This window comes from Sphingobacterium sp. SG20118, assembly GCF_044740685.1.
Lineage (GTDB): Bacteria > Bacteroidota > Bacteroidia > Sphingobacteriales > Sphingobacteriaceae > Sphingobacterium.
In genome coordinates this window covers 3,140,834-3,162,563 of sequence record NZ_CP172826.1, presented here as the reverse complement: position 1 = coordinate 3,162,563, position 21,730 = coordinate 3,140,834, and the positions used below count along the sequence as shown (strand labels likewise).

General features: G+C 36.9%; 18 protein-coding genes. 10 read left to right on the top strand and 8 right to left on the bottom strand.

Annotated features, from left to right (window positions below):
* Positions 1 to 4 precede the first annotated feature (4 nt).
* Genes ACFX5U_RS14730 through ACFX5U_RS14720 form a run of 3 tightly spaced genes read right to left on the bottom strand, consistent with a single transcriptional unit; the run spans position 5 to position 3,118 of the window.
* On the bottom strand, positions 5 to 1,756 hold the full coding sequence (locus ACFX5U_RS14730; protein ID WP_400261195.1) for a class I mannose-6-phosphate isomerase: 1,752 nt from the start codon (positions 1,754 to 1,756) through the stop codon (positions 5 to 7).
* A 38-nt stretch (positions 1,757 to 1,794) separates the two neighbouring features.
* Complete coding sequence (locus ACFX5U_RS14725) at positions 1,795 to 2,529, bottom strand: MFS transporter (protein WP_400261194.1); 735 nt, start codon at positions 2,527 to 2,529, stop codon at positions 1,795 to 1,797.
* Entirely contained in the window at positions 2,516 to 3,118 is a 603-nt protein-coding gene (locus ACFX5U_RS14720; protein ID WP_400261193.1) for an MFS transporter, read from the bottom strand. The genes ACFX5U_RS14725 and ACFX5U_RS14720 overlap by 14 nt, the downstream gene beginning before the upstream one ends.
* 95 nt (positions 3,119 to 3,213) lie before the next feature.
* On the opposite strand from ACFX5U_RS14720, the gene ACFX5U_RS14715 reads away from it, so the two are divergent.
* The 7 genes from ACFX5U_RS14715 (at position 3,214) to ACFX5U_RS14685 (ending at position 14,482) form a co-directional block, all read left to right on the top strand.
* Entirely contained in the window at positions 3,214 to 3,948 is a 735-nt protein-coding gene (locus tag ACFX5U_RS14715) for a GntR family transcriptional regulator (protein WP_400261192.1), read from the top strand.
* A 233-nt stretch (positions 3,949 to 4,181) separates the two neighbouring features.
* Positions 4,182 to 6,512 (top strand): GH92 family glycosyl hydrolase, encoded by a 2,331-nt coding sequence (locus tag ACFX5U_RS14710; protein ID WP_400261191.1) that lies wholly within the window; start codon positions 4,182 to 4,184, stop codon positions 6,510 to 6,512.
* A 397-nt stretch (positions 6,513 to 6,909) separates the two neighbouring features.
* Positions 6,910 to 10,191 carry a SusC/RagA family TonB-linked outer membrane protein gene (locus ACFX5U_RS14705; RefSeq protein WP_400261190.1) on the top strand — a complete coding sequence of 1,094 codons (3,282 nt, stop codon included), beginning with the start codon at positions 6,910 to 6,912 and terminating at the stop codon, positions 10,189 to 10,191.
* Positions 10,192 to 10,195: 4 nt separating this feature from the next.
* Positions 10,196 to 11,944 (top strand): RagB/SusD family nutrient uptake outer membrane protein, encoded by a 1,749-nt coding sequence (locus ACFX5U_RS14700; RefSeq protein WP_280566375.1) that lies wholly within the window; start codon positions 10,196 to 10,198, stop codon positions 11,942 to 11,944.
* Positions 11,945 to 12,012: 68 nt separating this feature from the next.
* Positions 12,013 to 13,194, top strand: a complete 1,182-nt coding sequence (locus ACFX5U_RS14695) for a metallophosphoesterase (protein WP_400261189.1) — start codon at positions 12,013 to 12,015, stop codon at positions 13,192 to 13,194.
* A 237-nt stretch (positions 13,195 to 13,431) separates the two neighbouring features.
* Positions 13,432 to 14,325 (top strand): alpha-L-fucosidase, encoded by an 894-nt coding sequence (locus ACFX5U_RS14690; protein ID WP_400261188.1) that lies wholly within the window; start codon positions 13,432 to 13,434, stop codon positions 14,323 to 14,325.
* On the top strand, positions 14,291 to 14,482 hold the full coding sequence (locus ACFX5U_RS14685; protein WP_400263602.1) for an alpha-L-fucosidase: 192 nt from the start codon (positions 14,291 to 14,293) through the stop codon (positions 14,480 to 14,482). Before ACFX5U_RS14690 ends, ACFX5U_RS14685 begins: the two co-directional genes overlap by 35 nt.
* Positions 14,483 to 14,796: 314 nt before the next feature.
* Here ACFX5U_RS14685 and ACFX5U_RS14680 read toward each other — a convergent pair whose 3' ends face one another.
* The 4 genes from ACFX5U_RS14680 to ACFX5U_RS14665 form a co-directional block, all read right to left on the bottom strand.
* On the bottom strand, positions 14,797 to 16,014 hold the full coding sequence (locus tag ACFX5U_RS14680; RefSeq protein WP_400261187.1) for an enolase C-terminal domain-like protein: 1,218 nt from the start codon (positions 16,012 to 16,014) through the stop codon (positions 14,797 to 14,799).
* 487 nt (positions 16,015 to 16,501) lie between these two features.
* On the bottom strand, positions 16,502 to 17,416 hold the full coding sequence (locus ACFX5U_RS14675) for a helix-turn-helix transcriptional regulator (protein WP_280566378.1): 915 nt from the start codon (positions 17,414 to 17,416) through the stop codon (positions 16,502 to 16,504).
* A gap of 33 nt (positions 17,417 to 17,449) precedes the next feature.
* The gene (locus tag ACFX5U_RS14670; protein ID WP_400261186.1) at positions 17,450 to 18,196 is read right to left on the bottom strand and encodes an SDR family oxidoreductase; all 747 of its coding nucleotides are present in this window, start codon (positions 18,194 to 18,196) and stop codon (positions 17,450 to 17,452) included.
* 25 nt (positions 18,197 to 18,221) lie between these two features.
* The gene (locus ACFX5U_RS14665; RefSeq protein WP_400261185.1) at positions 18,222 to 19,067 is read right to left on the bottom strand and encodes an SDR family NAD(P)-dependent oxidoreductase; all 846 of its coding nucleotides are present in this window, start codon (positions 19,065 to 19,067) and stop codon (positions 18,222 to 18,224) included.
* A 426-nt stretch (positions 19,068 to 19,493) separates the two neighbouring features.
* Between ACFX5U_RS14665 and ACFX5U_RS14660 the strand changes: the two genes are divergently transcribed.
* Positions 19,494 to 19,742, top strand: coding sequence for a DUF1016 N-terminal domain-containing protein (locus tag ACFX5U_RS14660; protein WP_400263601.1), 249 nt, complete (start codon positions 19,494 to 19,496; stop codon positions 19,740 to 19,742).
* A gap of 12 nt (positions 19,743 to 19,754) precedes the next feature.
* Positions 19,755 to 20,102 (top strand): hypothetical protein, encoded by a 348-nt coding sequence (locus ACFX5U_RS14655; protein WP_400261184.1) that lies wholly within the window; start codon positions 19,755 to 19,757, stop codon positions 20,100 to 20,102.
* Positions 20,103 to 20,128: 26 nt separating this feature from the next.
* Here the strand turns inward: ACFX5U_RS14655 and ACFX5U_RS14650 are convergent, their stop codons facing one another.
* On the bottom strand, positions 20,129 to 21,226 hold the full coding sequence (locus tag ACFX5U_RS14650) for a TlpA family protein disulfide reductase (RefSeq protein ID WP_400261183.1): 1,098 nt from the start codon (positions 21,224 to 21,226) through the stop codon (positions 20,129 to 20,131).
* A gap of 172 nt (positions 21,227 to 21,398) precedes the next feature.
* Between ACFX5U_RS14650 and ACFX5U_RS14645 the strand changes: the two genes are divergently transcribed.
* Positions 21,399 to 21,581, top strand: coding sequence for a hypothetical protein (locus tag ACFX5U_RS14645; RefSeq protein WP_400261182.1), 183 nt, complete (start codon positions 21,399 to 21,401; stop codon positions 21,579 to 21,581).
* Positions 21,582 to 21,730 lie beyond the last annotated feature (149 nt).

Here is a 21,730-nt window from a genome sequence, read left to right as displayed (position 1 = left end):
TAGTTTAAAATTGGTTACATTTTGAATCTTTAACAAAAGATTGGATTACTTTTGCCTGTTGCGTTCCAAGGTTTCGAAGTAGATACCATCCTGCTGCTGCAGGAATCGCAAAAGTTTCAACATAATGAAATACTTGTTTCATTCCGTTGGCTGTGGTCAGTTCAATAGCTTCACCTTCCACTAACATCAGGATATGGCATTGATTGTTGGTTTCAATCCGTATTTCTCTATCAAAGTCATAACGAACCACGTCGTAAAAATGATCTTCGTGGGTAGGTAAATGTACTTTCTCGGCTTGATCATCAATCTTCAGAGTGATAGGCTTAACAATTAGCGTCTCGTTGACGACCTCGCCTTTACGGTTAAAATTGAGATTGTCAAAAGCACGTTTGATATTCAATGGACGGGGTTTTCCATCTAAGTCTGGTCTCACCCAATCATACATTTTGAAAGTGAAATTATATGGTGTGGCACTAATTTCCAATACCAGATTATCAATGCCAGATGAATGTACAGTTCCATGGGGGATTAAGTATAATTGATGTTTTTTAGATTCGAACATTTGAATGTATTGATCTATGGCAATGGATTCGCCTGTTTCAAAACTCTGTTCCAATGCGGATCGGAATTTTTCTTGGTCAATATCTTCTTGAAAACCTAAATATACTTGAGCATCTCCTTTTCGGTCTACGATATAGTAGGTCTCATCCTGGGTAAAGTTCTCTCCAAATTCAGATTTTGCATACTGCGGACTTGGGTGACATTGTATAGATAGGTTTCCACCATCAAATGTATCTAAAAAGTTGAATCGGATGGGAAATTCAACACCAAATCGAGACTGAGCCAGTCCGAGGACATTTTTACTTTCAGAAAACATCAATTGATCAAATGAGATTTCGAGAACTTGGTCGTTAGATTTTAATGTTAATCCATTTTCAGGCACAATCATCTCAAAAGACCAAGCATAGTTTTTTGCATTTTGATCTATCCCTGTTAAATGTTCCTTCATCCATTGTCCTCCCCAAACACCCGATTCAAATGTAGGTTTTACCCTAAAATAGTTGATGGACATTTGATGCAATGTTTGTCTTAAATCACGGCCTAATATCCAGGGCAATGTTTCGTCAGACTGTTGGTCAGCCATGATTTCGATTCGAGGTAAGATTGATCTTTTGTGGTCATTCAGTGCTTCCCAATCGATAAAATAATACCTTTTGTATATTTGTTTTGGATCTTTTGAATTACTACATCCTAAATTCCATGCTTGACCAGCACGCATACGTTGGATCAATGTGCTTTTTGGAAGATCGACATACATGAGTGTATTAGTGCTATCTAGAAGAGCTGCACCAACTCCATAAAAGATGATATATTCTGTACTCTCCCTTAACGCCTCACGAAATTGCTCAATTTTTTTTGTATCAAAAAAGGACGATAATGGAAGCAGTGATTTTTTACCAAAAAGAGGATCGTCTCCTCCCAGATAGGGCATGACTAGATTATTGATAATCTCTTCGGAAAGAAGCGCATCATCGATAGCTACGAAATGGGGAATAATGTCGTAATCTTCAAACTCTTTTTTGATCTTATTTATGACAAATTCCCAATTTACACCGATAAAACCATCGATGATATGTATATTATTATCGATTAAGGTATGAGCCAGCTTGGTGAAAGATGATGATATCTCACCTTCTGCTTGGAAAGAAGGCCTGATATCGTACTGTAAAGTTTTGGTGTCTGTGTTGGTATGCATGTTTAATATTTTTGAAATCTGTTGAAGGTATCTGTTGCTTATTTGCGCGCTTTATCTTTCCAATATTTTTCTATTTCCTCTAAAGGTCTACCTTTTGTTTCGGGTAAAAATAACAGTACTGTTATAAAAGCAATAGCACAGAAGAAAGCAAATAGCCAAAAGGTATAACGGGCTCCCCAGGAGTCTAAGATCATGGGTGTTAATTGTCCAATAATAGCGTCTGAAATCCACATGACTAAAATGCTGATCCCCATAGCACGCGCGCGGATAGAATTTGGGAAAATCTCAGAAGCAACCACAAATTTGAGCGGACCAATAGAAAAAGCAAAGAAAAACATAAAAGAAAGAATCGAAATGATAAGAGCAGTATTGTTGATTTCCTGATTTTGTGTAAACAAATAGCCCGTGACGATTAAACTGAGCGTTGTCCCTAATGTTCCGAAAATATAAAGAGGGCGTCTTCCCCAACTATCTACTTTCCAAATTGCAAAACAAGTGAATAGTACATTCGCTAGACCAAAAAACAACTGTGCATGATAGGAATTGCTCATCGAAATACCTGAGTCCAACAGAATGGTGGGCCCATAATAAACAATGGCATTAATGCCACTTAACTGAGAGAATAGCGGTAATAAAACACCTAGTAGGAATGCCTTTCTATATATCGGTGAAAAAAGATCCCTTAGATTGCCCTTACTTTCTGGCACGCTTTCATGCAGGTCAGGAAGATTAAGTTTAGTGTTAATTTTTGTGACATCATCAGTTTCTGCCAACTTTTAATAGCCAGCGCGGGCTTTCAGGAACAAAATAAGCACCAATTGAGAGTAATATAGCAGGAATTGCTCCAACTAAGAACATGACGCGCCATAATCCCTGGTTCTGTGAAGGGAGGTATTGAATAAGTAGATAATTGCTGACGTAAGCGATTAGAATACCGAATGTAATGGCGAGTTGGTAGGTCGTGACGGCTCTACCTCTAAATTGGCTTGGAGATATTTCAGCTATGTAAAGGGGAACCACAATGGATGCAATACCAACACCTATACCGCCAATACCCCTAAAGATAATAAGCATTAGATAGGTGGAGCTGACTCCACAACCTACGGCTGAAATTAAGAATAATATTGACGCTACGGTAAGTACTGGTTTTCTACCATATTTATCGCTAAAACTCCCTGTGAAAAGCACGCCGACTATGCAGCCAATCAAAGCTGAACTGACGAATATCCCCTCTTGGTTTGGTGTCAGTCCGAAGAATTGTTTTACTAAAGGTAATGCGCCAGCTATAACAGCCATATCAAATCCAAAAAGAAGCCCACCTAAAGAAACGATACATAGAATAAGGATGAAAAATCTATTCATATCAAGGTTTATAATTTGTATGTATATACATACAAACATATATTTATTTTTTTAATAATGCAAAAAAACTTACTTTAGCTTAAGTACTAAAAGCGATGAATCTAAAAATAGACCATAAAAGCCCCATACCTTTACATTTACAGGCAGAGGCATTGTTAAGAGAGCTAATCAAATTGCCTGAATATATCGATGGAAAATTACTACCAAATGAAATTGAATTGGCGAAACGATTGGCTATTTCGCGTTCGACTTTGCGATTAGCGATTAATAAATTGGTCTATGAAGACTTGTTAATCAGGAAGAAAGGGATTGGTACGAAAGTAGCAAACGCTAAATTCAGCTCTAAATCTAAGAATTGGCTTAGTTTTTCGCAAGAGATGAAAAACAGGGGAATCGAAGTGAAGAATTTTGAACTTCATGTTAGTTGGGGAATTCCAGATAAGGCAATTTCTCAGTTTTTTGATATACCTCAAGATTTAAAATTACTCAAGCTAGAGCGGTTGCGGGGAAAAAAAGATGACCCATTTGTTTATTTTATCTCTTATTTTCACCCCCGTATTGGTCTGACTGGAGACGAAGATTTTAAACGTCCACTATATGAAATATTGGAATCCGATTTTCACATTGTAGCTGATCTTTCCCAAGAAGAGCTTGACGCAGTGGCAGCCAATAAATTTATCGCAGATAAATTAGAAATAGCGATAGGTGCACCTATTCTGTCACGTAAAAGATTTGTTTTTGATCAATCAGGTCGGCCCATTGAATATAATCTGGGCTATTATCGTGCGGAAAGCTTTACGTATACAGTAGAAAGTAGACGTGATTATTAATGTCATAACATTGGATCTGGTTTATCAGTAAGTATCTTGCCAGATCCATTGTTATGCTAGTTTGCTATTTTTTGTCTAAGGTTTCTTTAGCCCAATCATTCATTAATTGAATAGCTTTGCTTAGCACTCCTGCAGAGCCTTTGAATTTTCCAGAACCGCTAGGAATATTTTTTTGTATGTATATACATTTAAAATTTATTTTATAAGTTTGTGTATAAACCTAATTGATAGCAATGGTAAAATTAATATTCGTGTACTGCTTAGCAATCTTGTCCTGCAATACAAGATCCTACGCACAAAATAAACAGCATTTAACCCAATATGTAAAACCAAATATCGGATCTGCTCATAGTCGATATTTCTTTTATACGCCAGCAGCAGTACCATTCGGAATGGCCAAGTTAGCGCCAAGTACTGATGGAAGTTACGGTAATCCTTCAGGTTGGGAAGCGGTTGGTTATGATGATAGACACCATACAATAGCAGGTTTTCCTCATTTTCATGAATTTCAAATCGGGGGAGTTGTCTTTGCGCCAACCGTTGGTAAAATAAAAACTAATGCCGGTAAGTTGGATGTACCCCATAGTGGTTACCTTTCAGCATTTGATAAAGCAGATGAATTTGCCACATCGGGCTATTATCGTGTCAAACTCAAGGACTACGGTATTCAAGCAGAATTAACAGCGACTAAAAGGGTTGGGTTTCATAAATATACTTTTCCTGAAACAGATTCAGCTAATGTGATTTTCGATATCGGTCATGTGATGGGGGAAAGTGGACCAGTGTTGGATGCTGAGGTCAGTTATGACAAACAACATATCTGGGGTTATGTGGTCACAAGTCCGCTGTATGTTCAAAAATACCAAAAGGGAGCAAACGTGAAAATGTTTTTTTATGCAGAGGTCGATAAATTACCGACCTCATATGGCACGTTTCTGGATGCTGCAATTTATACTGATAAAAAAACAATAAGAGGTAAGGGGGCAGGGCTTTACTTGCAGTTTAAAATGAAGTCGGGTGAAGCAATTGAGTTGAAAACCGGTCTTTCCTATACTTCCGTTGAAAATGCGAAACTAAACTTGCTTCAGGAAGCAGAAAAGTTAAACTTTGAAAAAGCGAAGGAGAATGCCCTTCAGGTTTGGGATAGAGAATTGGGACGTGTTCTTGTTGAAGGCGGTCGTGTAGAAGATCGCACCAAATTTTATACAGCACTTTATCATGCCTTATTAGGAAGAGGATTGGCTAGTGATGTCAATGGTGCTTATCCTAAGAATGATGGTAGTGTCGGGCAAATACCTTTAAATACGAAAGGTATTCCAGTGCATCATCATTATAATACCGATGCCATATGGGGTGCCTTTTGGAATCTAACACAATTATGGTCTATTGCATACCCCGATTATTATAACGATTGGATTCAAAGCCAATTGCTGGTATATAAAGATGCAGGCTGGTTGGGCGATGGTATTGCAAATAGTAAATATGTGTCGGGTGTAGGAACTAATTTTACAGGTCTTGCCATTGCGGCAGCCTATAATGTAGGTATACGGGACTATGATATTGACTTAGCTTATCAGGCTGTCCGTAAAAATGAATTGGAGTCAGAAGGACGGATTCCAGGAGCAGGAAAATTGGATGTGGGTGTTTTTGTTCAAAAAGGATATTCACCCTATGTGAAAGACCAGACCGGTAATCCAGAACTCTTAACGAGTGGTTCACCTTTTGGAGCATCACATACGTTAGAATACGCTTTTTCTGCCGCAGCCGCAGCACAGTTTGCCAAATCATTGAAGCGTGAATCTGATTACGGTATTTTAAATAAATTGTCCGATGCTTGGCGCACTTTATACGACCCATCGACTAAGTTTATGCGCCCTAAGGATAGTGAAGGAACTTTTATTCAAAACTTTAATCCTTATGAATCATGGCGTGGTTTTCAAGAGGGTAATGCTTGGCAATACACGTTCTACGTTCCGCATGCTCCTCAAGAGCTTGTAAAGCTAGTTGGAGCGGACTTGTTTAATAGCCGATTGGACAGCATATTTACGGTCTCACAACGCAATATCTTTGGTGGTGGTGCACATATCGATGCTTTTGCGGGTATTGAAAGTCTATATAATCATGGTAATCAACCTAATTTGCACATCTCTTGGTTGTTTTATTTTTCCGGACGTCCTGATTTGAGTCAAAAATGGGTACGTGCAATCTGTAATGAATTTTATGGTACTGAACCTGTGCACGGATATGGTTTCGGACAGGACGAGGATCAAGGGCAATTGGGAGCTTGGTATGTCTTGTCGAGTATGGGGTTGTTTGATGTGAGAAGTTTAACATCTGAAAAACCGTCTTTTCAAATCGGCGCACCTTTGTTTGATCGGGTAACCATTCAGTTGCCAAAAGCACTACGTAAGAGTAAATTTGAGATTGAGGTTAAAAATCAGGATGTTAACAATATTTATCTGGATAAAATTCAGTTGAATGGGAAAACCTTGTCCAGTTTGGAACTACCATTTGAAGATTTGGTAAAAGGAGGAAAGATGGAAGTTGTGTTAAAGAATAAATAAGGTTCACAGTTGTTACTGTGATTGGCAAAGGTCTATGTCTCTTGAATGGAGATATAGACCTTTTTTCGTTTTTATACAGCTGCGATTTGCTGTTTTTAAACTTGTCTAACATCGCTGTCAGATTTCTGTTTTGGAATTATTTGTTGATCATTTGGATGAAGGGCGGGCTGGTCGTATTTAAGGTTAAGTTGATAAGTTTTTATAATAGTTCTGCGTTTAAGGGGTTAAGTATTAATGCGTTTTTGAAATAAAAGTAGAAACAACTTGCATGCTTGTGTTAACTTTTTATTAACTTAACACTGACGTAATCAAATTCCATATTTGATAATGTATACTTAACAATTTACCAATATTGTAAACCTTTTCTTTGCCAACAAAGAAAATGAAACCAAAAACTATGAAAAACAAGTATGTTCTACTGCCCATTATGATTGGGCTGTCCCTCCCCAATTGGGCAAAAAGTAAACCTGCGTTTCTATCATCTACCTATGATTTGGAATGGAATGGGCTAAAGCAGGAAACCATTAAAGGTATTGTAAAAAGCGATGGTCAGCCAATTGCCGGAGCTTCCATCACTAATCTTTCTACCGGTGCATCCACTCAAACAAATTCTTTAGGATCTTTCGAGATTATGGCCGTTATTGGTCAAGAACTTAAAATCACGATGGTAGGATATCATGCACAAACACTCAAAGTTGCATCGCATGCTTTGCAGGTCAACCTCCAAGAATCGGATCAGGCATTGGATGAAGTGGTGGTGGTTGGCTATGGTAAACAGAAGAAAGTCAATTTGACCGGAGCAGTTACGCAGATCGATTCTAAATTTCTAGAGGATCGTCCTGTAGCCAATGCGACACAAGCATTGCAGGGAGCGGTTCCCAATTTGAATGTAACCTTTACAAACGGTCGCCCAGGTGGGGGTGGTAATGTTAATATAAGAGGTTTTGCATCCATTAATTCCGCCAATGCTCAACCATTGATTTTGATTGATGGTGTACCAGGTAATATCAACACCATCAATCCGCGGGATATTGAGTCAATTTCGGTATTAAAAGACGCTGCAGCTGCAGCTGTCTATGGTGCTCGAGGAGCTTTCGGTGTTATGTTGGTGACAACGAAAAAAGGAAAAGCTGGAAAGATGAATATCAACTACAGTAACAATTTTGGATGGTCTGGGTTGACAGTGAATACTGATTTTATGACCAGTGGTTATGATGCCGCACTATTGAACGATGAGGCATTTGTACGTGCTACTGGTAATCGCTATACAGGTTATACAGATGAGGATTATGCGGAACTTCTGAAACGTAAGAACGACCCCTCATTACCATCTGTCGTAGTGCAAAATAGAAATGGTAAAGATCAGTATGTGTATTACGGAAATACGGATTGGTGGAACGAGATGTACCGTAAAACACAAACCGCAATGGAACACTCGCTCAATTTTTCTGGCGGTACAGATAAAATAGATTATTATATTTCTGGACGATTGTATGAGAAAGGGGGATTGATGAAAATCAATCAAGACAAGTATAATGCCTATAATGTACGCTCTCGAATAAATGCTCAAGTGACCCCTTGGTTAAAAGTAAGTGCCAATACACAATTAAACTCCCAGAATTACACTTATCCAGGTTGGAATACCAATCCAGACAATAACAATAATTTTATTTCAACCACCGTACATGCTTTACCTTCCTATGTTCCTCTGAATCCAGATGGTACAGCAACCTATCGAACCGAATTGAATAATTATAATATTGGTGATGGAATTTTTGCCGACCTATTGCATGGTAAATCTAAAGGGGGGCAAGATCAATTAGAATTCATCAATCTTTTTGAGGCTGTTGTGCAAGTCAATAAAGATTTGAGCATAACAGGTAATTATACCTATACCCATAATCCTGTACACAATTGGACCCGTCGTACACAAGCACCTTGGTCTGTTTTTCCTGGAGAAGTGAGCTTATTGGGAAATGATACTTTTTCTGAAAATATTGTTAACAATCCAAAACACTCCCTCAATATCTTTGCTAATTACAACAAGCAATTAGGAGACCATCAAATTGGTGGAACTGTAGGTTTTAATCAAGAGACAACAGGTTATAAAAGAATTGGTGGAACAGGTAATAATTTGTTATCCGAAGATTTAAATGATTTTGATTTAGGTACCGGTCAAATGCAACTGCTGGGTGGAGCAAATACCTGGGCATTACGTGGATATTTTGCTCGTATCAATTATAACTACAAAGGTAAATACTTGTTGGAAGTAAATGGTCGAGCTGATGGTACGTCCAAATTTCCAGTAAAACAGCGCAATGGCTTTTTCCCTTCTTTCTCAGGAGGATGGCGTTTGTCTGAAGAGGCTTTCATGGAGAATGCAAAGCCTTTTATCAATGAAGCAAAATTAAGAATTTCCTATGGGGCGTTGGGTAATGCACAGGAAGCTTCTGTATATGGTTATATACCTTTGATGGGAGCAGGACTGTCTAATTACATTACTAACGGTTCTAAATCGCAATATTTGAGTATTCCATTGCCCATATCAGCAGATCTGACTTGGGAGAGAACAAGTACATTGAACTTCGGCACAGATTTAGAATTCATGAAGAACCGGCTGAACGTTTCATTTGATTATTTTATTCGAAATACATTGGATATGTTGATACCAGGTAAAACTTTACCAGCTGTATTTGGAGCATCCTCCCCTAAAACAAATGCCGGTGACCTTAGAAATACAGGGTGGGAAGTATCGATGGCCTGGAGAGATCGTGTGGATTTAGCTGGTAAACCCTTTGGATATAATATCGGCTTAGGTTTGTCCGATTCAAAAGCAAAGATTACCAGATTTGATAACGATAAGATGTTGTTGAACAATTATTACGTAGGTCAGGAGTTAGGAGAAATCTGGGGGTATAAAACAGATGGATTTTTTAAGTCTGAAGAAGAAATTGCAAACTGGGGAATCAATCAGGATTACGTTGACAAGCAGCGTTTAGCAGCACCTGGTGACTGGTCGAAATTGCATCCCGGTGATCTTAAATTTGTGGATATAGGAGGTGAAATAGATGAAAATGGAAATAGTATAGGTGCTGATGGTAAAGTAGATAACGGAGATAATACGCTCAATAATCCAGGAGATCAATTCATTATTGGTAATAGCCGGGCACGTTATACTTTCGGTATTAACTTAGGTGCCAATTGGCAAGGTTTTGATGTTTCTGCTTTCTTCCAAGGTATTGGAAAACAAAATTGGTGGCCCGGTGCCAATGCAGATAAATTTTGGGGACCATATTCACGCCCTTATTATTCTTTTGTTCCAGAGAACTTTGAAGAAGATGTATGGACTCCAGAAAATACCGATGCTTATTTCCCGATGTTAAGGGGCTATATCGCTTTAAATGATCGGGGATCTTTGAATGTAAAATCGGATCGTTATTTACAAGATTTGGCCTATATCCGTTTGAAGAACTTAACAATCGGTTACACGGTACCTCAGCAATTTCTAAAACGGATGAAGTTGAGCAATGTAAGAATTTATGCCTCTGGTGAAAACCTTTGGACAGCAACCAAACTGAGGTCTAAATACATCGATCCAGAACAAGCTGCACAAGAAGCGAATGGTCGTTCTTATCCAGTCTCTAAAACAATTTCCTTTGGTTTGGATCTAACTTTTTAAAAACATGAAAAAGACATATTTATTATACGTATTACTAGGGTGTGGTGCCGTATCTTGTAATAAAGAATACTTGGACCGTCAACCTGAATCAAGCATATCGCCAGAAGCTTCTTTCAAAACAGAAAAAGATCTAGCATTATTTACGAAATCATTTTATGATGCAGCACTTCCAACTGCGGAAGGGGTATACAATGAATCTGTAGATAATATTGTAAAGACAACTTTGGATGATCAAATTACAGGAAAAAGGCTAGTTCCAATAACTGGTGGTGGATGGACTTGGGGAAATCTGAGGAATATTAACTTTTTTCTAGAAAATTGTTTCAATACCGTTCCCGAAAATCTAGCTGCTCCGTATGCTGCAGAGGCAAGATTCTTTCGAGCCTATTTTTATTTCGATAAGTTGAAACGTTTCGGAGATGTGCCTTGGTATGATCAGGTATTAAATGAGAATGACGCAGAGCAATTGGAGCGTGCACGCGATCCTAGAACAATCGTAGTGGATAACATCATGGCAGATTTGGATTATGCTATAGAAAATCTTTCAAACGTAAAAAATGATGAGCTCGTAACCAAATGGACCGCATTAGCTTTAAAATCTAGGGTAGCCTTGTTTGAGGGTACATTCCGTAAATACCATACAGATCTTGGTTTGCCAGGTGCAGCAGGTTTATTAGAACAATCCGCGGACGCTGCTAAAAAAATAATCGAAGGTGGACAATATAGCATATACAACGCTGTAGGTGTTGATTCTTATGGTTCCTTATTTCAGAGTGTTAATACTATACCACAGGAAGTGATTTTGGCTCGTAAATTTTCAGACGCACTCCAAATCTGGCATAATGTCAATTACTATACCATTACGGCTTCTTATGGAAAGCCAGGGTTGGATAAAAATTTGGTTAACTCTTACTTAATGAAAGACGGCACTCGTTTTACGGATAAACCAAATTATAGTACAATGACTTTTATGGAGGAAGTTGTTAATCGCGACCCACGTCTCAGTCAGACAATTCGTACTCCTGGATATAGACGGATAGGTGGTGCGGCCCCAATTGCTCCGAATTTTGGTAATTCAGTTACAGGATATCAGTTGATTAAATTTGTAGGTGATGTCAAATATGATAATTATAATCGGTCTGAAAATCCGATGCCAGTTTTTAGATATGCAGAAGTTTTGTTGAATTATGCGGAGGCCAAAGCTGAATTAGGTTCGTTAACGCAGGCAGACTTAGATATTTCGGTCAAATCTTTACGTAATCGTGTAGGTATGCCAAATATGGATTTAGCTGCTGCTAATGCAAAACCAGATCCATTTCTTGCACAAGATTATGACCCTAAAAATATCATGGGAGCTTTTAAGGGTGTGATTCTTGAAATACGCAGAGAGCGCAGAATCGAGCTTGTTATGGAATCGTTCCGTTGGGACGACATCATGAGATGGAAAGCGGGTCAATTGGTTACGCGTCAATTTAAGGGCATGTACTTCCCTGGTACCGGTAAGTTTGATTTAGACAAAGATGGTAAAGATGATATCTGGATTTATGAAGGAGATAAGCCATCAGGTTCGGGCATACAACTGTTAAAGTTGGGTTCTGAAATCCTTTTAGAGAATGGTACAAGTGGCAATGTGATTATTAATAAGCATATCGATAAAAAGTTTGATGAGCGAAAAGATTATTTATATCCTATTCCTGTGCAGGAACTTCAGTTAAATGACAATTTAAAGCAAAACCCGTATTGGGGGGAATAATTTTACATATAGTTCCTATCATTAGCTCATCAGTTATTGATAGGAACTTTTAACCAGAGACCTTTACTATGAAAATTACTTTAAAATATGTGTTACTGTTTTGTGCTTTCTTATTTTTTATAAATAGAAGTTTTGCACAGCAGAACGAAGATGTTAATATAACACATTTACCCTATATACAGGGGGTTACGACCAGTTCCGTCGATATTATCTGGACAACAAATAAACCAGCAACCGGTTGGGTAGAGCTCGCTCCTGACGATTCTTCACATTTTTACCATACCACAAGACCCAAATTCTTTGCGACTGAATATGGCTTTAAAAAAGTGGGAAAAGTTCATCAAGTTACGCTGACCGACCTGAAACCTGGCACAAGATACCGTTACCGAGTGTACAGTCAAGAGGTTCTAAAACATGTAGGTGTTCAGGTTGAATATGGGAAAATTGTAGCGACTAATGTGTACAAAGAAAAACCCCTGGCATTCAAAACACTAGGCCCTTCACCAAGTACGCAGTTTGCTGTGGTCAATGATATTCATGGACGTAATGAGGTGCTCGATAAATTGTTGGATCTTTCTGATTTGGCGAATCAGGATTTCGTGGTTTTTAATGGCGATATGGTAGACAACCTGTTGAGCGAAAATCAGATGTTTGCAGGCTTTATGGATACCGCAATTAAACGATTTGCAAGTGAAAAACCGATGTTTTATTCTCGTGGTAATCATGAAACACGCGGACCCTTTGCCATAGAATATCCTCGTTATTTCCCTACTCCGACAGGGAAGCTTTATTATCAATTCCATCATGGCGAAACAGGGGTTATTGTATTGGATTGTGGAGAAGATAAGCCAGATACAGATATGGAATATAGTGGTATTGTGGATATGGATCGGTACCGAACCGAACAAGCATCTTGGTTGGAAAAGGCAGTAGAGGATGAGACATTTAAAAATGCCAAGTATAAGGTTGTCATTTGTCATATGCCCCCTTTTGGAGGATGGCACGGCGAACAGGAAATATTGGATAAATTTGTTCCAATTCTCAATCGTGCAGGCGTTCAGATCATGCTGAGTGGACACCTACATAAGCACATTATCAAACAGTCATCTCAGGAAGTGAAATTCCCAATTATTGTGAATTCAAATAATAACTTGTTAAAGGTAAATCTCACTTCACAAAAGGGAAGTTTTCAAGTAGTCGATCAGCAAGGTAAAGTAGTAGATGAAGTGGTTTTAAAACCATTACGATAAGGCTGATTGATTGTTGATTATGCTTAATAAGCAGTACGTCATGTGTTGGTAGTTTGTTTGATTTAATAGTGTTTGAGGATAAGTATGCAGCATGTGTTAATAAAGTGTCTATCCTTGGTAATATTGTAGCAGTTTTTCGGTCAATATTTTTATAATTTTACTGAATGGCTCCTAAGTTGTCTAAACTGTTTGTCCATTTTATAACCTATAAATATATAATCGATTCCTAAGCTAATTATGATCAATAAAAACAAAATACTTATCATGATGCTCTTGAGCATGGGTTTTTCTGCTTTAGGGCAGTTTAAGGTACATATGCCGACATCATCTACACAAGCCAGTAAGCATCAGCTGGAACAGATCAAACGTAAATATGGCATGTTCGTCCATTTTGGTATCAATACATTTCACAATGAAGAATGGACCGACGGATCTAAACCAGCTACTTCTTATAATCCGACAGAGATAGATGCTAAGCAATGGGTTGCTACAGCCAAAAAATCAGGTATGAAATATATTATTCTTGTCGCAAAGCATCACGAAGGTTTTTGTCTATGGGATAGTAAATATACTGAGTATGACGTAGCCAAATCAGGGAATAAAACCAATGTCATAGCGGCCGTAGCCAAAGAATGTGAAAAACAGGGGATACGCTTGGGATTATACTACTCCTTATGGGATCGGAAAGAAAATGGGAATGTCAAGGATGTGAAAGCCGATTTTGTCTACAATAAATATATGCTGAATCAAATCAACGAGTTGATAGAAATGACGCAAAAGCATACCAAAGTAGTCGAACTCTGGTTAGATGGCGGATGGGAAAAGGAAAACTACCGTTGGCCCATACAACAGATCTATTCCAATGTTAAAGCACGTGCCCCGCAATGTCAAGTAGGTGTAAATTGGACCATTGGCTCACCGAAAAATGTAGACCAGCATCCTATTCTGCCAGATGATCAGCAGGAATATTTCCCTATACGCTATTTTCCAAGTGATTTTCGTTTAGGCGATCCCTATCTACCAAAAACCCCAGACCCGAAATTATTCATACATCAAGGTCAGGTATATTATATGCCATTTGAGACAACAGTAGTTTCTGGGCAAAAAGTGGTTTTATCATACAGAAGATAATACTCCACGTCCGGTACAAGAATTAGCGGATTTGTATACAAAAGCAACTGCTCAGGATAATATTCTGATTTTAAATGTTGGACCTAATCGCGAGGGGCGAATAAAAGATTCGGATGTCGAAGTATTGCAGAAACTAAAATTAAATCTAGGTCTGTAGCGGTTACAAATATAAGAGGACGTTTATATAAGGTTATTATCTATATTTTTTAAAAACTAAAACGACTAAAGTTAAAGGACTTTCACTTGAAGAGACTCGCAATCTCTGCGAAACATAATTGAAATAAATCTTTCTTATTAATATATTAAAAAATAAAAGCCATTCTGACAAGAATGGCTTTTATTGTTTTTCATTAACGTTATAACGACTATATTGTATATCGACTGTATCCGTCTGATAGCTATTATGAGACGGATAATAGCCTATGTAGTTGACTTATTAGCTATGAAAATTTAAGGACACAAAATTGATTCTCATATATTTTTCAAAAGAGGCATTCCAAAGCCAGCAGTTGGAGGCGGAATCAATTTACCATCTTTTATCTGATATCCAGATAGATCGACATCGTCCGATGTACTCGTTACCCCCTCTATAGTGACTGTATTGCCAAGTCCCCCTGTTAGATGTGCCGTATAATATGTCTTGAGTAAAGACCCCCATGCATGTGGGGAGGCTTGAGCGCCCAGTTTCTTTAATTCTGGCATCAACTTTCTCCAGTTTGTAAAACCAAGACCTTCGATATCGGTAAGATGCACATCCAAAAGTTTCTTTTCAAATAGTTCTTTTAACAGGATTGGATCAGGGTCAGCTTCTCCATCTGCTAATAACGTGCTTATTCCCTCTGCTTTTATATAACCTCTCAACTTTTGATAATCGGCAACGGTTTCATGGAATGGTTCTTCTATCCAAAATAGGTTTACGGAAGGAATACCTTTAAGATATTGGATGAATTGATCAACTGAAAAACCATTATTGCCATCTACTAAAATACCACAATCAGGAAAAGCTTTAGCAACGGCATTGGTTACATCGATATCTCGTTGTAGGCCTTCCTTGAAGGGCATCCATTTATGACCCCGCCCAATCTTTAGCTTGAATTGTCTATATCCCACTTCATAGTCATATCGACATTCTTCCAGTATACGGTCGATACCCGCAGGCTTTTCTGATGGTTCTAGGTCATCAAAATAGATCATGCCACTATAGTAATCAGTAGTGTAAGGTTTTTTTCGACCCAGCAGTTCATAAACAGGCTTCTGCAGTATTACTCCTGCAAGATCATGGAGAGCCATGTCAAAAGGGATATGTCTATCTTCCAAAGTACCCACATTGGATGCAAAAAGCTCCGATACTTTTTTACCCACCAGTTCTTTCGCTATCTGCTCTGCATCTTTTCTTGACCCACGGAGTGATGCCCACCCCATAGCGCCCTTGTCCGTCCTGATACAACATATTTCTACATTAGGACCATAACCGTGTAGGTCGAGACGAGCATTTTTCCCCACAAGACGAGGGTATTTCATCTGAACAGTAGAATATTTAATTTCCTGTATCCGGTGATACGACAATTCCTTTTCTAGCAATTTATTGTCCACGATAGATGTTAATGACATGGCTTGTCCTGCACCATTGTATAATGTTGCAGATGCAATACCCAAGTTTAGAGCCTGTAAAAATGTTCTTCTTTTCATGTTTGGTTTATTTTGAGTTTTGCAATTAGACAGTTGCTGATTTTTAAATCTTTCATTATTTTTTGATATTTTTGACAGAGACTATAATGTCTAATTCTGTGGTTTATAATAGATTATGAAAGTTACGTTAAAAAATAAAACTATTTATAGCATATTTGTTTCAATCGATTCACAAATCGTATCATTATTTTCTAAATAGAACGGTTTAGTATAGGTCTACATATTCCGATCCAGATATCTTGTTTTAAAATGAGGTTATTCTCTAGCCGTTTTCGCAAGGTTGCAATATTTGGAGTAGGGGCTACGGATATTTTGTGCTGTATTGGTTCGAGTGGTCCTGATCCCAGAGCTCAGGAATGTATTGCGGTTACACCATCCAATTGACCATTAAATATATTTTCTAAGCTTAAAAGTTTATTTGGGTAAAGTTTTTGTATCGACACCCTAAAAGTAGTTGATTAGGGTGTCGATACAAAAACTAATTATGTTAATTAAATGTATTTCGAAATTCTAAAGGTGACAAATTCACCTTCTTCTTGAATAATTTATTGAATGATGCAGGATATTCAAATCCCAATTCATAAGCAATCTCACTGACAGAAAGATCCGTAGTTGATAACCTTTCCTTCGCCTTTTCAATCAGCCTATTATGAATGTGTTGCTGCGTACTTTGTCCAGTTATTATTTTCAGTAAACTGCTGAGGTAATTTGGTGTAACATTTAACTGATTTGCTACCTCTGCTACACTAGGTATACTTTTGTTGATCAACACTTCTGAATTAAAATAATCATTCAACAGTTCCTCCAATTGGCTCAAAACTTTATGGTTGGTAATTTGACGCGTTATAAATTGTCGTTCATAAAAGCGGTCCGTATAATTCAGCAACAATTCAACCTGAGCTACAATAATACTTTGAGTAAATTTATCAATGTTAGATTGGTACTCTCGTTGAATATTTTTAAAAATATCGACCATCATTTTTTCTTCTTTTTCCGAAAGGAAAAGAGCTTCATTTACGGCATAGCCGAAAAAATCATACTTTTTAATTTTTTTTGCCAATGTCGTGTTCCACAAAAAGTCGGGATGAATCAGCAACAACCATCCCGAAGGATCGGCTTCGGCATTCTTATCGATCTCTATATGGATAACTTGTTGAGGTGCCACCAAAGACAAAACCCCTTCTTCAAAATCATAAGACTGTTGACCATAATTAAATTTTTTACTCACATTACGTTTTAATCCAATAGAATAAAAATTTTGCACCCATTTGATGTAACTGTATTCATCAGGATAATGTACAAGACTATAGTCAATCAAACTGATCAATGGATGCTCAGGCTTAGGTAGATTACTAAACTTATGAAAGTCATTAATGGAATTAAATTGCTGATTGATTCTCATAACCGTAAATTTAAATAGTTTTATTTAAAATGTTTACCACTCTTGATCCGTTGGTAAAATAAATAATTCTGAAACATCAACATGATCCGGAGCTTCCAAAACATAGATCAAACTATCTGCAATATCCTTTGGTGAGAGGAAAGTCATTTGATCACGTAAGTTTTCCATTCCTTCTTTTAATACGGTATCCGATATTTGATCATAAAGATTTGTTGCAACAGCTCCTGGTTGAATGCTTGTAACGCGAATATTATGTTTTTTTCCGATTTCCATTCTCATAATGTCAGAAAATGCAGCTACAAAAAATTTCGTTCCACAATATACAGACAAACCTTTGAACAATTTACGTCCGGCAATAGATGACAAATTAATAATATGTCCAGACTTTTGGTTAATCAATTCAGGCAATACTGAAGAGGTGACATTTAAGACTCCCTTGATATTTACATCTACCATTTTTCCCCATTCATCGATTTTAAAAGCATCGATATCTGATACCGGCATGATCCCAGCATTGTTCACCAAAATGTCAATTGAACCGAACTGTTCTTTTAATTTAGCGACTCCTTCTATAACGCTTTCTTTGTCAGTAACGTCCATTTCAATAATGCAGGCTTCTCCACCTTGCTTCTGAATTTCAGTCAAAACATGTTGTAATTTGTCTGTTCTTCTGGCAGCAAGGCCTAATTTTACTCCTTTCAGTGCAAGGGCTTTTGCAGCACCTTCACCGATTCCACTTGATGCGCCTGTTATAAGGGCTACTTTTCCTGATAAATTCATATTTCTATTTGTTTAAATTGTTGTTTTACTTTATATATCCAGTTGAGCTGGATAATTCTTTAAATGCATCCAAAGCTTTTTGTAAGGATTGTATTTTTTGTTTTGCAAGGCTATAAGCATCTTCTCCCATAAAAAAATGCACTGGAGGTTTTTTTTCTTTACTCAATTGAATGATTACCTCTGCTGATCTTTCGGGATCGTTAGGTTGATTTCCATTTATTTCATTTAAATGTGCTTGTTCAACCTGTCTAGCGTTTTCATATTCTCCAATTGGAAACTCAGGTGTCTTAACAGAATCCCCAGAAAGAAAATCTGTTCTAAAATATCCAGGGTAAATAAGTGTTGTGTTAATTTGAAAAGACTTCAATTCTTCGGCGAGAGATTCACTAAGCCCGGCAACGGCAAATTTCGTGGCGCAATAAACACCAAATCCAGGGAAATTTGCCACAAATCCACCTATAGAGGAAATATTAAAAACATGACCAAATCGTTGTTTTCGCAGGTAAGGAGTCGAATGCCTGATCACGTTTAATAAGCCAAAGACATTGACATCGAAGTTTTGTTTAACTTCTTTATCTGACAATTCTTCCTGCGTTCCAATCTGGCTATAACCAGCGTTATTAACAATAACATCAATTTGACCAAAATGAGCGATCACTTTTTCAATTGAAGCTTTTACGTTTTCATCATTAGTAATATCCATTTCCAATGGTAGAAAGGAATCTGAAAAACTTGGAATATTCTGTCTCAGAGCACTAATTGTTCTGGATGTAGCAGCTACCCGATAGTTATTTGCTAATAATTTTTTTACCAATGCTAATCCCAATCCTTTGGAAGCACCCGTAATGAACCATACCTTATTTGTATTCATGATCTTTGTATTTGATTATGATACAAAGTTGGTTAGAATGGAAATTATCTAGTTTTCCAAATCTAAGGTTGTGTTGTCCAAATCTAAAGTCTTCATTTTACAAACACCCAATTGTCATTTATTATGGAGATTATATCGTTAAGGAGCCATCAAAGTATGGAATGAAGACCCATTGGCGTCTTGACCTTCAAATGGCAAGACTGTGAGTCGAGACAGTCAATAAGCATGAGGCGATGAGTGGAGTTAAAAGATGCTTATACTACCCAAATAAAATGCGAAGACGAACTAGCCTATGGAGTAGTTTATTCAGTGAGGAATTAAACAAAGCTGTAGGGCAATACGTGAATTAATCACAGTAAACACGCAATCAGTAATAATGATTTGTAATTTTACAACACAAACAGAAAGCAATGGAACAAACAGTTTATAGATATTATTCATTTAATACAACAGTCTCGAAATAATGCGATAAAAGTCGTAAATGTTGAGTTAATTAATTTGTATTGGAATATTGGAACTTACATTAAGCAAAAGCTTTCCATTGCAGAGTGGGGCGATAAAATGGTTGACGAATTGGCAAAATTCATTCAAAAAAACAATCCAGAACTAAAGGGTTTCAATCGTGCCAATTTGTATCGAATGATACAATATCACGAAACGTATGCTTCTGTATAATTTGTCGCTCCAATGGTGCGACAATTCGAAAACAGTGAAAATCAAGAAACTAAAATGGTCGCACCAGCGGTGAAACAATTTGAATTCAAACCACAAGATATTAGAAAAACCATTTTGGTTCAGCTAAGCTGGATAAATAATCTCATTATTTTTTCACGTTGTAACTGGCTTACTTCAATAGGAAATCGTGCCATGGTGGTATTACCATCAACGACAATTATTTCTACGATTATATTTTTTATTAATTTGAAATCGGTACCTGAGCCTTTATCTTCGGTTCTTTTTTGTATTCGTCATTTTATCAAACCATTATTAAGACAGTCTTTTTGTGATGTAAATTCGGACATCCATTCAGTGTAACTTATTTCTCAAATAGTTTTTCCAATTTAGCTATCAATTCTTCTCCTCTTAATCCTTTTGCTATAATAACACCATTTGGGTCTAGCAAGTAGTTTCTCAGGTATAGCAGTTATTGAAAATAGTTTAGCAACCTCGTTATTAATTCCTTTTAGATCTGATACCTGTGTCCAAGTTAATCCGTCATCATGAATAGCTTTTAACCAAGATTTTTTTTCTTTATCAAAAGATACTCCAATGATATCAAATCCTTTTGACTTAAATCTTTCATAAGCTTTGATTAAATGTGGGTTTTCTACACGACAAGGTCCGCACCAAGAGGCCCAGAAGTCTACTAAAACGTACTTACCGCGCAAATCAGACAATTTTATTAAATTTGATGCTGTATCTGGCTGTTCAAAATCGGGTAGTACCCGACCGATGCTAGTCATTTCGTTAATTGAAATCTTAGCGTATATTTCCTTACCTAAATGGGTAGATTTAAGTGATTCAGGATAACTGGATATCCATTTCTTTATTTGATCAGAGTCAAAATTATTGGATTTCATTTCGTTATTAATCAAATACAGACCATAGTAATTTTTAGGTTCATCTAGAATAAAGTTATTTCTAACACTATCAAAAATAGCTAATGATTCATCATCTGTTAATTCTTTTCCTTGTTTATGAAAATCTATAGCGGCATGCCATTTCTTTTTGTAACTATTCTCAATACTATCCAAGTCCGAGTTTTTGATTGTGAAGCAATCTGTTTTAGTTACTAATCCATATTTTCCTTTTACTAACCAGCCTTTGTTGCCATTTACTAATATCGTTCTGCCAGGTTGCACCCAAAAGGCATATACATCAGAGTCGCCTGCGAATTTACTATTATATGTGGGTACACTTAGTGTAAATATAGTAGGCTCTGATAGTGTACCTTTGTACAGTAATCTGCTATTTGAATCTAATGTAACTGTATCTCGCATCATTTTTTCTCCATCAGAATACCTTATGAAATACGTAGCATTAGGTACAGTGTCAATGATTGCTTTTAATAGAAATTCATCTTTTGACTGCGCAGACAAATTATTGGAAAAGCAAAGTAAAAGTGCTAAGCATGAAAAAACACTAATTAAGTTGAACATATTTATAGAGGTTTAAAATTTATGATTCATAGTCACATATAATTATAATCAAAATACAATTAAATTTTTATCATAACTATTATTTTCTCGTCTTAGTGATAATTATATGTTCAATTCATTATCTATAATCAATTGCATGAAACTTATTTGTATTCAATGGTGATAATTTAATGTGGAAAAAAGTGAACGTAAATATGCTTTATGCGCAGCAATACCAGGTATATTTATGGCATTGATAACTTTTTGGGCAGGTTATCTACGAGTCGTAGATATTTATGTGCCTGCACATGATTATCTCTTAGCAGGACTAGCGATAGTGGCAATACATACAAAGTTCAATTTAACTTTTTCTTAAGTATTTTTTATATAATATATTCCTACATTTAAGATAATTATAAACTCAACAGTTAATGAGCATATTTTCTCTTATTCAAAATAAGAAAGAAAATGATTTACAAACTGTATGTTGCTATTTTTTAACAAATATCGAGTCTTATTCAAATT